Source organism: Sphingobacterium sp. MYb388 (assembly GCF_037479535.1).
Classification (GTDB): domain Bacteria; phylum Bacteroidota; class Bacteroidia; order Sphingobacteriales; family Sphingobacteriaceae; genus Sphingobacterium; species Sphingobacterium anhuiense.
In genome coordinates, this window is record NZ_JBBGYV010000013.1 from 68,731 (window position 1) to 81,954 (window position 13,224).

General features: G+C 37.1%; 12 protein-coding genes. 3 read left to right on the top strand and 9 right to left on the bottom strand.

Annotation, left to right across the window (positions count from 1 at the left end; translation table 11 throughout):
* Positions 1-12 precede the first annotated feature (12 nt).
* Positions 13-2,124, top strand: coding sequence for a type IA DNA topoisomerase (locus tag WH188_RS25215; RefSeq protein ID WP_168127850.1), 2,112 nt, complete (start codon positions 13-15; stop codon positions 2,122-2,124).
* A 56-nt stretch (positions 2,125-2,180) separates the two neighbouring features.
* Here the strand turns inward: WH188_RS25215 and WH188_RS25220 are convergent, their stop codons facing one another.
* Genes WH188_RS25220 through WH188_RS25230 form a run of 3 tightly spaced genes read right to left on the bottom strand, consistent with a single transcriptional unit; the run spans position 2,181 to position 3,448 of the window.
* Positions 2,181-2,567, bottom strand: a complete 387-nt coding sequence (locus WH188_RS25220) for a hypothetical protein (protein WP_021190582.1) — start codon at positions 2,565-2,567, stop codon at positions 2,181-2,183.
* A gap of 4 nt (positions 2,568-2,571) precedes the next feature.
* Positions 2,572-2,937, bottom strand: coding sequence for a hypothetical protein (locus WH188_RS25225; RefSeq protein ID WP_021190583.1), 366 nt, complete (start codon positions 2,935-2,937; stop codon positions 2,572-2,574).
* Positions 2,938-2,941: 4 nt separating this feature from the next.
* Positions 2,942-3,448 carry a GbsR/MarR family transcriptional regulator gene (locus WH188_RS25230; protein WP_021190584.1) on the bottom strand — a complete coding sequence of 169 codons (507 nt, stop codon included), beginning with the start codon at positions 3,446-3,448 and terminating at the stop codon, positions 2,942-2,944.
* A gap of 150 nt (positions 3,449-3,598) precedes the next feature.
* Between WH188_RS25230 and WH188_RS25235 the strand changes: the two genes are divergently transcribed.
* Positions 3,599-4,588 (top strand): hypothetical protein, encoded by a 990-nt coding sequence (locus WH188_RS25235; RefSeq protein ID WP_021190585.1) that lies wholly within the window; start codon positions 3,599-3,601, stop codon positions 4,586-4,588.
* A gap of 20 nt (positions 4,589-4,608) precedes the next feature.
* On the opposite strand, the gene WH188_RS25240 is transcribed toward WH188_RS25235, so the two are convergent.
* The 3 genes from WH188_RS25240 to amaB all read right to left on the bottom strand — a co-directional run bounded on the left by WH188_RS25240 (position 4,609) and on the right by amaB (position 7,767).
* Positions 4,609-4,869 (bottom strand): hypothetical protein, encoded by a 261-nt coding sequence (locus WH188_RS25240; protein ID WP_021190586.1) that lies wholly within the window; start codon positions 4,867-4,869, stop codon positions 4,609-4,611.
* Positions 4,870-4,939: 70 nt separating this feature from the next.
* Entirely contained in the window at positions 4,940-6,226 is a 1,287-nt protein-coding gene (gene lat, locus WH188_RS25245) for an L-lysine 6-transaminase (RefSeq protein ID WP_168127849.1), read from the bottom strand.
* An 11-nt stretch (positions 6,227-6,237) separates the two neighbouring features.
* Positions 6,238-7,767, bottom strand: coding sequence for an L-piperidine-6-carboxylate dehydrogenase (gene amaB, locus WH188_RS25250; protein ID WP_168127848.1), 1,530 nt, complete (start codon positions 7,765-7,767; stop codon positions 6,238-6,240).
* A 78-nt stretch (positions 7,768-7,845) separates the two neighbouring features.
* Between amaB and WH188_RS25255 the strand changes: the two genes are divergently transcribed.
* Positions 7,846-9,018 carry an acyl-CoA dehydrogenase family protein gene (locus WH188_RS25255; RefSeq protein ID WP_021190589.1) on the top strand — a complete coding sequence of 391 codons (1,173 nt, stop codon included), beginning with the start codon at positions 7,846-7,848 and terminating at the stop codon, positions 9,016-9,018.
* A gap of 132 nt (positions 9,019-9,150) precedes the next feature.
* On the opposite strand, the gene WH188_RS25260 is transcribed toward WH188_RS25255, so the two are convergent.
* Genes WH188_RS25260 through WH188_RS25270 form a run of 3 tightly spaced genes read right to left on the bottom strand, consistent with a single transcriptional unit; the run spans position 9,151 to position 12,480 of the window.
* The gene (locus WH188_RS25260; protein WP_031288632.1) at positions 9,151-10,317 is read right to left on the bottom strand and encodes a glycosyltransferase family 4 protein; all 1,167 of its coding nucleotides are present in this window, start codon (positions 10,315-10,317) and stop codon (positions 9,151-9,153) included.
* Position 10,318: 1 nt separating this feature from the next.
* Positions 10,319-11,299 carry a lysylphosphatidylglycerol synthase domain-containing protein gene (locus tag WH188_RS25265; RefSeq protein ID WP_168127847.1) on the bottom strand — a complete coding sequence of 327 codons (981 nt, stop codon included), beginning with the start codon at positions 11,297-11,299 and terminating at the stop codon, positions 10,319-10,321.
* On the bottom strand, positions 11,299-12,480 hold the full coding sequence (locus WH188_RS25270; RefSeq protein ID WP_237682847.1) for a glycosyltransferase family 4 protein: 1,182 nt from the start codon (positions 12,478-12,480) through the stop codon (positions 11,299-11,301). Before WH188_RS25270 ends, WH188_RS25265 begins: the two co-directional genes overlap by 1 nt.
* Positions 12,481-13,224: the final 744 nt, after the last annotated feature.

Below are 13,224 nucleotides of genomic sequence, written 5' to 3' on the forward strand. Positions count from 1 at the left end.
TAAATAAAAAATATGAAAGTCGTTATTGCCGAAAAACCATCAGTTGCACGAGATTTGGCCCGAGTTATGGGTGCAAAAGAAACCAATGATGGTTACATTTCAGGAAATGGATATGCTTTCACCTATGCTTTTGGGCATTTGGTTCAACTGTGTACACCACAAGCTTACGGATTTCATAATTGGTCAATCGCAAATTTGCCCATTATTCCCACAGAATTTAAACTGGAATCAAAAAAGTTAAAGCGTGATGGCAAGCAAATTGATGATGCTGGTGCACTAAAGCAATTGAATACGATTAAGTATTTGCTAGATAAAGCAGAAGAAGTAATCGTCGCAACCGATGCTGGGCGAGAAGGAGAATTGATCTTTCGAAACATTTACTACTACCTTGGAGCAAAAGTTCCTTTTAAACGCTTGTGGATATCCTCGCAAACGGACAAAGCAATTAAAGAAGGATTTGCAAATCTCAAAGAAGGAACAGAATACGACAGTTTATATATGTCAGCACGTTCCCGTTCTGAATCCGATTGGCTTATTGGAATCAATGCAACACAGGCTATCACCTTGGCCGCAGGTAATAGAGGTTTATTATCACTTGGTCGCGTACAGACTCCTACATTGGCCATGATTTGTTCTCGATATTTAGAAAACAAAGATTTCAAACCCCAGACTTTCTATAAAATTCAGGCCGGTTTTGAAAAAGAGAATATCAAATTCAAAGCTACTTCCGAAAAAATAGATAAAAAGGATGTTGCAGAAGAAGCTATTGCTAAGATTACCATTGGCTCGGAGGCCACAGTAACTAAAGTTGAAGCAAAAGAAACGAAAGAACAACCGCCTTTATTATTTGATTTAACTTCCCTGCAGCAGGATGCCAATAAGAAATACGGATATTCTGCCGATCAGACCTTAAATATAGCACAGACACTTTATGAGAAAAAAGTCATCACCTATCCCCGTACAGGTTCTCGTTATATTGGAGAAGATGTATTCGAACAGATTGAAGCATTATTTCAACATTTAGCAGATACAGCAGAAGAAGGTATAGCGACGATTTCACGTAATCTAATCGGAGCAAAACTCAATAAAAGATCTGTAGACGAGAAGAAGGTAACTGATCACCACGCACTGTTAGTGACAGATGAAAAGCCAGGAGCTTTGCTTCAGGAACAGCGCAATATCTACAATATGATTGCTAAACGTATGGTAGAAAGTTTTTCCGATGTCTGTTTAAAAGATATTACCACGGTTGTGATCAATGCAGGAGGTGTCGAATTAATTGCAAAAGGAACAGTTATCAAGCAGTATGGGTGGCGCCTATCAGCAGATCAAGTTGAACTACCTGATGAAGATAAAAATACCGAAGATCAAGATAATGAAAATGCCCAATTACCTAAATTGACAGCAGAAGAGTTATTGGAAATCTTATCGTTAGAACTATCCGAAAGATTTACCAAGGCAAAGCCGATACACACTGAAGCATCATTGTTAAAAGCAATGGAAACTTCGGGAAAAGAAATCGATGACGATGAAATGCGTCAGGCTATGAAAGACTGTGGGTTGGGAACTCCAGCTACGCGGGCAGCAACTATTGAAACCTTGTTTCAAAGAGATTATATTAAGCGCGATAAAAAGAAACTCATTCCCACAGATAAAGGGTTGACCGTCTATAATCTGGTCAAAGACCGCTCCATAGCCAAAGTAACGCTAACGGGTAAATGGGAACAGAAACTGGAAGAAATGCGGGCCAATAAAGTTTCGTATGAGGTCTTTATGAAGCATATCAAAGACTACACCGAACGCATTACAAAAGAACTGTTGCAATTAAGAATTTCTATTGCCCATGAAGAAATCAAACCGTTGCAGAAAGGAAAGATAAAATGTCCAAAATGTGCAGCAGGGCAAATTCAGTTATTTGATAAAGTCGCACAATGTGACCATTATGCAAGAGGGTGTGATTTCAAAATATGGCGCACCTTGAATGGCATTATGCTGGAAGAAAAAGAGATGAAAAACCTGCTTGAAAAAGGAAAGACATCAACTTTAAAAGGCGTGAAGACAAAAGAGGGAAATACAGTAGATGCTGTTTTGACTTTTGAAAATTTTAAGGTAGGAGTAGCGTAAATCGTTTATCTCAATAAAAAAGGGTATCTCCACAAGAGATGCCCTTTTTTATTTTTTTAAGATTCTTGCAAGTTACTAGGTAATGTGCTTTTACTTTGTTTTGCAATACGTTTTCCTCTAAAGAATAAGAACATGTTCACAAAAAGCATAATTCCCAAATAAATACTAAAACCACCAATTTTATAGCTTAGTCTTTCAATTAATTCTTGCGTAGATGGTTTAAACATGGTGATTTCTAAAATGTAAAGTGCAAATCCTAAGTTCATCAGGTAAAAACCGATGCGAAAAAGATTATTAGTCGCCTTGGCAACTTCAGGTCTACCCTCAAAAATATCATTCATATACACGATACTGTTTTTAAATAGCGTATATGCAACATAATACGTCAATCCTATAGCAATAGGTAAGTAAATAAGATAACCGAGAACTGTTAAATTTTCCATGACTTTATTGTTTGATGGTTAAAGAATTTGTGTTATTTTTTGATAAAATATAGATGACAAGGATATTGATGTAATGCATTCCGGCAAGTAGTAAGATTAAGATGCCCATTTTCATTGCTATACTTGTTAATAATTCATTAAAACTTGTTAACTGGTTCCAGTAACTAAATTGTAAAATGGCATAACCGATGTTGAATAAATAATAACCTATCAATAATATATCATTTGTAGTATCAGCTGTTTTTTCTTTATTTCCGGAAAGAAATATGATGAAGATTCTACCATTTTTATGAAAAAGTTTTCCCACAAAAAGAATAATGTAAATGGTCAATAAACCATATATGCCATAGGCTATTATATTATAATTCATGTCGCTACATCATTAATTTTAATAATTTAATTAATAAATCACCTCTGTTGGTATTAAATAACTTATTTGCAATCGTTTCTAATTGGTCAGTTAGTACTTGTATATCTTTCACTGTCTTGTGGAATTCTTTTCCATCATCTGAAGTTTCTTTTTCAGTGGATGCACTAATTTGTTTCAGAATGTCCATGACAGGATCTAATTCTTTTTGTTTGCGCATGATTGCAATTTTCATTGCCCATTTTAGTACTTCCTTTTCAGCAATAAAGTATTCTTTTCGATCTCCTGCAATATGCTTTTTATAAACAACACCGTAATCAACTAGCTGTCGAATACTCATGTTCGCATTTCCTCGGGAGATGACTAGTTTTTCCATTATTTCATCAGTTGAAAGTGGATTACTAGATGCGAGCAGTAGGGCATGTACTTGAGCAACAGATTTATTAATTCCCCATTCTGTACCTAATGCCCCCCAAGTATCTATAAATTGTTGTTTTGCTTCTTCTAATTTCATTTTTGTCCAGGATTATTTCTTTCTCTATTCAAATGTAATAATAGTTTTTGTATTTTCAGGAATTATTGAAAATAAAATAATATAAATTGAATCCAAAGTTTATTTTGTGATGACTTTACTTTTTATAAAACGTGTACCTTTGTGCCCTATATGTCAACATCACTATACAATCCATTTAAAACATTTAAGTTTGATAACCAAACCTGTTTCTTGACAGGGAAGGAGCTTTCATCTGTGGACGAACAAATTCAGGTTTTTCCAGTATGGATGATGCGTGCCTTTGATTTAGAAGAAAAACCTTTTAAGATGTTAGACGAGTCTCTCGTCACTTATAAAAGTCTAAAACTTCCTTGTTCCGTAGAGGCCGCATTGGTAATTGAAAAAATGGAATCTGAGGTAGAACGTGCATTTGCACTAGGTTTTGATGCTGTAAGCGAATTACCGCAGATCACACTATTTCAGTGGATGTCTAAAATACTGTATGGTGTTGTATTTAATGAAATTCAGACCGGTATTCGCCAACAGACCTTAACAGGCGAAGAGATGAATTTCTCTCAGGTACTCGTTCAGAAGTTCAAAAACTTGCATGCGATGTTGCAGTCCTTACTGCAACCAATGGAATTTGAAGGAACCAATCCATTTTCAATTTTTATCAGTAAAGTAGATAATCCTGCGGAAACGTTTAATTATCGCGATGAAATCAATACCCTGATTTTTTCTTTGAGAATGAATGACTTTGGAATTGTTGCCTGTTTACAAGATAATGCAACGAATAATATCTACCATGAAGATGTTTTAAAAATGGTAGAAGGAAAAACACTGCACCCAGTTCAATTTGAAGAAATAGCAGCACGTTATTTTTATTCTGTATACCTCTTCAACCGTCTTCCAGAATATACCTATCTCAATACCCCAAAAATGATATATGTCGAACCGATGCCTTTGGCAGATATGTCCATGAAGCCCATTTTTGATCACTGGCAGGTAAAGGTTTACGGTCAGGTATTGGAAAATTTCTGGAAACCTTGGGGTTTCATTTTATTTGAGATTATTAAGGATCCAGATAGCCCGATGAGTTTCATAACGGATGATAGCGGAAATTTCGTTCCACGTGAAGCAATTGAGCTACCACTTGGATAAATAAAAAAAGCCCTTAAATATTATTTACGGGCTTTTTTCTTTTTTTGTACAGGAGAGCTTCTTTTCTTAGTATCTGCTAGATCGATCTCTTTTTTCTTCTTGTTTACAATCAAGATAAGCCCAAAGGGACCTAGTATAGGAACGCACATGCCCAATATTGATAGTATAACAAAGCCCCCGGTTACATCTTTGAGCCTAAATAATCTGAATAATGCGATGGCCATTAATACAAAATGGATAATAGTCACCAATTGAACCAACGCTAATTTACTTGCATCCATATTTTATCTTGATAATAAAGGCAAATGTAACGAGATTCATTTGAAATAGGGAATCTTTACAAATAAGATGCTATAAGATCCCTTCCATGATCGTAAATGCTTCATCGATTTCGTTCATCTGAATATTCAGATGCGGTCTAAAACGAATCGTCCTTTCTCCACAGCCCAGTAAAATCAGTCTCTGTGCAAAAGCGTTCTTAATAAACTTGTCTCTTTCCTGCTCATTGGGAAAATCAAAAGCGATAAACAATCCTTTTCCTCTTATATTGCTTATTTGTCCATGCTTACTTGCTAAAGCTTCCAGTTTTTGAATAAAATGTTCACCCTTCTTAGGGATCTGTTCAATTAATTTTTCCTGCTCTATCACTTCTAAAATAAGTTTAAAGCGCATCATATCTGTAAAATCACCTCCAAAAGTCGAATTGATACGGGATGATTCTTTAAAAACGTGTTTTTCTACGCGGTCAAACTTTTCTTTGTTGGCAAGCAAACCACAGACCTGAGTCTTCTTTCCAAATGCGATTAAATCGGGAACAACTCCAATCGTTTGATAGGCCCACATCGATCCTGTTAAGCCAATTCCAGTTTGTACCTCATCAAAAATCAATAAAATATCATGCTCATCACAGATATCGCGCAGAGCCTGTAGAAATTCTTTTCTGAAGTGATTGTCTCCCCCTTCTGCCTGAATTGGTTCTATAATAATACAGGCGATATCATTCGGATGATTGTCAAGTGCATTTCTGATTTCTCGAATGGCTGTTTTTTCTTTTTCAATAACTGCGTTTAAAACAATTTCCGTGATCGGGAATGTTAGTTTTGGATTGCTGATACGCGGCCAGTTAAATTTAGGGAAATACATGTGTTTTCTAGGATCCTTCGTATTGGTCAACGAAAGTGTATAACCAGATCTCCCATGAAATGCCTCTTTGAAATGAATGACCTGAGAAGCTTCCTTTTCAATTCCTGAAGCAAAATTTAAACGTGTCTTCCAGTCAAAAGCAGCTTTTAAAGTGTTTTCCACGGCTAAAGTTCCTCCTGCAATAAAAAAACAATACTGCAGTTCCTTTGGTAGCGCTACGCGTTCGAAGACTTGCATAAAATCAGCAAATTCTTTGGGGTAAATATCCGATAAAGCAGGTTTGTTAATCGCCATTTTACCTAAAAAATCTTGATGCTTTAGGAGATAGGGATGGTTATAACCAATAGCAACAGATGCAAACATGCTGAATAAATCCAGATAAGCATCTCCATTTTGATCGACTAGATAAGAGCCATGTGATTTTTCTATATCCATCACAATTGGAAAACCATCTGCGAGCAAATGTTTAGATAATATTTCGTGAACTGTACTCATGTCGTTGTCATTTAAAGGTTAAAGGTTATTCCTTGTGCCAAAGGAAGTTCGGTGCTGTAATTAATGGTATTGGTTTGTCTCCGCATGTAGGCTTTCCAGGCATCCGAACCAGATTCGCGTCCACCACCAGTTTCTTTTTCACCTCCAAAAGCACCACCGATCTCTGCCCCCGATGTTCCGATGTTGATATTAGCAATTCCACAATCTGATCCTTGTGCACTGAGGAATAATTCCGCCTCGCGAAGATTATTAGTCATAATAGCCGAAGACAGCCCTTGTTTCACATCATTTTGGATAGCGATTGCTTCCATCACATCACCTTGATATTTTATTAAATAAAGAATTGGAGCAAAAGTCTCCTGTTGAACTATATCATAATGGTTTTCCACTTCAGCAATCGCAGGTTTTACGTAACAACCACTTTCAAATCCCTTTCCAGTGAGTAAACCACCGGTGACAATCAGCTTACCCCCTTGTTTCTCAATTTCAGATAGGGCATCTAAATAATGTGCGACTGCCTTTTGATCGATCAGTGGACCTACATGATTTTCTGGAAGTAGAGGATCTCCGATCTGTAGTTGAGCATATGCTTTTATCAATGATGCTTTGACTTGTTCATATACACTTTCATGAATGATTAATCTACGCGTTGAAGTACAGCGCTGACCGGCCGTACCTACAGCGCCGAATACAGCACCAATCGTCGTCATCTTCAAGTCCGCATCCGGTGTAATAATGATCGCATTATTTCCGCCAAGTTCTAAAATAGACCTGCCAAGGCGAGCAGCAACATGTTGTGCTACTGTTTTTCCCATTGCAGTTGAGCCTGTAGCAGATATTAAAGGAATATTAGTATCATGTACTAACCATTCACCCACAGTCTTATCTCCAATTATCAAATTAGAGATGCCTTCTGGTAATTCTTTCTGTTTTAATATCCCCGCCAAAATCTGTTGACAAGCTATGGCACATAAAGGAGTTTTTTCACTCGGTTTCCAGATCACGACATCTCCACATACCAATGCTAGTGCTGTATTCCATGCCCAAACAGCCACAGGAAAATTGAATGCAGAAATAACACCAACAACTCCTAAAGGGTGATATTGATCGTACATACGATGGGAGGGACGTTCTGAATGAATCGTTGAACCATAAAGCTGACGGGATAAACCAACTGCAAAATCACAGATATCAATCATTTCTTGCACCTCGCCCATGCCTTCCTGTAGTGATTTTCCCATTTCATAAGAAACAAGCTTTCCGAGCGTAGGTTTTAATGACCTTAATTTATCCCCGAATAACCGAATCACTTCACCTCTTTGCGGAGCAGGAACAAGGCGCCAGATCGCATATGCTTTTTTCGCCAGATCGCAGATATCTTTATAATCATTATGGGAAGAGCAAGTCACTGTAGCAATTACCTGACCATCAACGGGAGAAGTGGAAGTAATATCCGCACCAGTTGCAAACCAATTTTGTCCCGTAGAAGAACCCAAATTGGTCGCTAGAATGCCCAATTCTTTTAATTCTTGTTTTATCATAATGGTTTATATTATTCGTTTATATTTTAAATATAATGAATTATATTCTAAATATTGGCTATATTTAGATATTAAATTATGACAGATATGAATTCAACATGTGATTATTTTAATATAGATGCGCTATTGTCTGATGAAAATAAGCTCATCCGACAATCCATTCGTGATTTTGTCACTACGGAAATAAAGCCAGTTATAGACCATGCCGCTCAACATCATGAGGATATTCCCAATCTGATGTTAAAATTAGGAGCTATTGGAGCTTTGGGGCCTTATATACCAGTAGAATATGGTGGTGCAGGATTAGATCATATCGCTTATGGTATTATTATGCAAGAGCTAGAAGCAGGAGACTCTGCCATCCGGTCAGCAGCTTCCGTACAGTCATCATTAGTCATGTATCCCATTTTTACATTTGGAAGTGAAGAACAAAAAAAACAATACCTTCCCAAGCTGGCCTTAGGAGAATATATCGGTAGTTTCGGTTTAACAGAACCGAACCATGGTTCAGACCCAGCAGCTATGGAAACCCGTTTGTTAAAAAAAGACGGCCAATATATCCTTAATGGAGCAAAGATGTGGATTACCAATGCCCCGATATGTGATATAGCAATAGTGTGGGCACGAGATGAACAAGATAAAATAAGAGGGTGCATAGTAGAACGAGGTATGGATGGCTTCTCCACTCCTGAAACACTAAACAAATGGTCACTACGTGCTTCCAAAACCGGAGAGCTGATCTTTCAAAACGTAGCAATTCCCGCAGAAAATATTCTTCCCGAAGTAAATTCGCTCCGTGGACCTTTTTCATGCTTGAACTCCGCGCGATATGGAATATCTTGGGGAGCAATCGGAGCTGCAATAGACTGTTACCAAACTGCAGTCAAATATGCATTAGAACGAGAACAGTTCGGAAAACCGATCGCATCCTATCAATTACAACAAAAGAAATTAGCAGAATTCCTCACAGAGATTACAAAAGCTCAATTATTGTCGTGGCGCTTAGGCGTACTGAAAAATGAAGGAAAAGCAACCCCAGCACAGATTTCAATGGCAAAACGTAATAATGTACACATGGCATTAGAAATCGCTAGAGAATCAAGACAGATATTAGGGGCCATGGGAATTGTAGGAGATTTTCCGATGATGCGCCACATGATGAACTTAGAATCTGTGATAACCTACGAAGGAACCCATGATATTCACCTGTTGATAACAGGTAACGATATTACAGGAATTAGTGCCTTTTAATTTGCTCGAGGACTTGAGGTATTGATCGATGGTTTACTTTGAAATATAAACATGAAGGGAAATCTGAAACCATATATCTCAATATCTCAGCTTTCTTCTACAATAGGAAGGGGGGAGGAGCTAAAAGAAACATTAAGAATGTGCAATTAGGCTTTGAAACAAATTAAAATAAGCCCTTACCATTTTATCCCAGCTATAATGTCCTAAAGAATACGCTTGAAATTCTTCGCTTCTGTTCTTGAGAAGCGAAGGATGCTCAAGCGTATTTTTAATTTCCGAAATCCAACAGATCTCCTGCTCAGGAGGTATGAGAATTCCATTCTTCTGATGAATGATCGCATCACTGATCCCTTCAATATCCGAAGCAAATACAGTCGCCCCACAGATACTAGCTTCCAGGCAAACCAAACCAAAACCCTCCATATCGCCTGCGACTTTGATGTTAGGCATAATGAATAATCCCGCGTGGCGTAACAAGCATTGCAAATCAGTCGTAGGAATTTTTCCGATATGTTGTAACCGATCTTTGAAATTAGGATCCAGTAAATAATGACGTATAGCTTTTTGATCGGATGGAAATCCTAAGAACAACATCGTTAGATGCCGTAGAGAAGATGGGAGAGCATAAAGCAATTTCTCTTTCTTTGTTGCGGTTGGAGAAAAAGGACCTATTAAGATCAGCTTATAATCTGATGGAAGTTGAGGTAGCACATGTTTAATAAACCAGGAAATGCCTTTTCGTTTCACAGGTCTGCCTAGGGCGATGATGAGATGCTCGGCCTTTGTGGCAATTCCATATTTCGTTAAGACAGGTTCAATAGCCACAGTGTTATCCAAGACAAGACTATGGTCTACACCATTTTGAATCACTTCAATCTTATCGGGATGAATACCACGATTGATGGAAGCCTCCCTTGTAGCAGTACTTACAGCTATTATTTTGTCAAATTTGTTGAATTGAGGGATAATTTTACGTTGAAAATAGGCTAAAGGAAAAACCACATCAAGGCCGTGAACAGTAACCACCCGTTTTAACTGTTCATAACCCTTATGTCTTAAAGACAAAGCCGCAATCAGACCATCATTAAAATGAATAACCTTTATATTAGGATGTAATAAGAGCAACGCTAGAATCCGCTTATTTAAAAGGTGAAAAAATTTGATAATAGATTCATCCCCCTGATAAACTATTTTATGTACAGTTGTATAGGGAGCCAATCCGTTAATAAGCTCAAAGCTTTGTTTTTCCATCCCTCCGATAGTGGGCGGAAATTTATGACTTACACAAAGAATTTCCATATTAGGATAGTATCCCCCCTTTTTTAATTCCGAAATAAGCTAAAAAACCAAATGCAATCCAAAAAACTTGTCTAGAACGTCTTATTAAAGCGATGATCAACCAGATTTGAACCGTATAGATACCAGCACTGGTCAGTAAAATTTTATTCCCGAATTCCTCCACCCCAATTTGAGCAGGAATAAAAGCGCCAAAGCTTTTGATAATAATAATACCCATGTCCATAAATTGACTCAGGATAATCGGAATCGTAATACCTGAAAAGTATAAGATGAGGAAAAGCTCCAAAGCACCAACAGTCCAGTGTAAGAAAAAATAAAAATATGCACGATAACATTTGCACGGCTGATTTTGATGAAAAGTTAGTACCGCATTTAGGATAGTCTGAATACGTATACTTAGTTTTCGGAGTGCTTTCCAGGATAGCGTAGAAGCCACTTCTAGTTCTTTGGATTTCTTGAGAATAATAAAAATAATCAGTGGAATACAAAAAAATGTAATCACTAATATCCACAGTACCGCTAGCAGCTGTTTAGGAATATTTTGATTAAAAGTGCTCATTAAAAACCAAAAACCAGAAATTCCAAATAATGAAAATTGCGTGATAATGGTCAAAAAACGCGATATTAAAACTGAATTTAAAATTTCTTGTTCAGATGTACCCGTCGGTTTCAGCAAGACTGTTTTTATATAATCGCCCCCAATAATGCTAGTGGGATTGAATAGTCCTATTGTTTCCCCGATATGTCGGATGCAGAATAGCCGCCATAAGGAAGTACGGTTCGGTTTTTCGATGAAGCAATTTTGCCATCCCGCTGTAGCCAATAAATATGCTAAACCCGTAATTACAATGATCCAGAGGAGATTCCACCCCATGTTAGTAACTTCTTTTAATACTGCCTTAAGATCAATGTGACTGATAAAGACAAGCAATGAAGAGAGTACGACAAGACTAATTGTAATTTTGAAAATCTTTTTACGCATTAACCAACCTGAAATTTAATGATTGAATCTTTAGCGGTTCTGTTCATTTGTTCTAAGTCTTTAAAATAGATGTTAGCTAAAGAGCTCCAGTCTATTGATTTGCTGAATTGTAATCCAGCATCTCCAATCTCCTTTCTTAATCTGTTATCCTGTAGTAAGTATATAATGCGATTAACAAAAGCTGTCGCATCCTGCGGTTTACATTTAAAACCTGTTAAACCTTCTGTTATTAAATCTGCCGAACCTCCGCCATCTGCAATAACACAAGGTAACGCAGATGCCATGGCTTCAATAACGACATTACCATAAGTCTCGGAATGGGAAGGAAAGACAAATAAGGTTGAAGAAGCATATAACTTGGAAAGGTCATGATGATTCAATTTGCCTAGAAAGATAGCTTCAGGCATCTGCTGTCGACAAGAGTCCATCGCAGAACCGTCTCCCGCGACTATAAAATTGAAAAGAATGTTCTGTTGCTTTAATAAGCTGTAGATCGCGATCAGGGTTTTTAAATTCTTCTCCCAAACCAGCCTACTGGCAAATAATATCGTCGGATGCCTATTTCCTGTTATTTCTTGTAGCCAATTGTGATCTTTTTTGTCTGGAGAAAATAGACTGTTGTCAATACCACGTTTCCAGATCTGCATCAAGCTTGGGTTAATGCCCATTTTTGTAAGTTCGGAAACGATGCTATTTGTTGGAATATAGATTTTATCACAATTATTATAGAATTTATTCTGTGTCTGGATAATTCTCTTCTTTGTAGGGCCAACCAAAAAAGTGAAATGCTTGAGATAGTAGTCAATATAGCTGACAAAGTGTGTATGGTAGATGCTGATGACTGGTATTTGATTTTTTAATGCATATCTCTGCCCGTAGAAACCTAAAACAGAAGGTGTAGCAATATGAATAATATCAGGATTAAAATCTTGGAGTTTCTTTTTTAGGCGTTGATCTGCTAGCGCTGGAATCGCCATACTGTAGTTCTGTTGTATCGGGATGCTTAAAGATGGTATTTTCAAGGACTCGAAATCTTGTACTTGATCTGGCCCTGTTCCATATATGAACAAAAATTCAAACCGTTTTTTATCGATGCGGTCGACAAGTTGAAAAATTGTTCGTGAAGCTCCGTCAAAGTCAGGAATCATTATCTCCGCAAAAAAAGCAACTCTTATCATCATGAATCATTTTTTCAAAGTAAGGAGCTCTATGTTTCCTTATGAATAAGGACATGTGAATAAATGATGTTTTTTACATTATCCCGGTATTATGGAAATATGAGTATAATATTGTTCTTACTTTTTTGAGGAGAGCAGAGTTAAGATGAATTAGTATTACGATACCTTCAACCTATGTTTAAATGAATGTATAGTGATGGTCTAATGAAAATTCCTCTTAGTAGAAGTTTTTGGTAGAAATCTTGGGTAATCATCCTATTCATACAACCATTAATAGGAGGGAGTTTTTGTTCGATGTCCATAAACAGTTTTTGATTTAGAAAAAGATGTGATGCGGGCATATTGTTAGAAATATACCATTGTTAGCAGGGTGATATCATGTTATAAGCAAGTAGGGATCTTGTTCGAATATAATAGAGGTATAACAGGGGGATAAGAGGGGGTTTATAGGGGTAAAGCTCTATAAACCCCCTATAAAATCCCAGTTATCTCTATATAAATCCTAGTCTAAGTAATAATCAGTTCCCTTTCAGTTCCGGATCAGGTTATAATATACCTTATTCCTGAGTATCTCTACGGGGGATAGCTGGCTATATCAAAACAGCAGCACTTCTCTGAACCCCTTTTGTAGTATATACTATATAGTGTAAAGTAAAGATGTCGGCCCTGCGGAAAGCATTAACAGGAACGAATAAACTTATCAGCTATAATAATAGTATATATAGTGTCGATGATTCCGCTGTACCA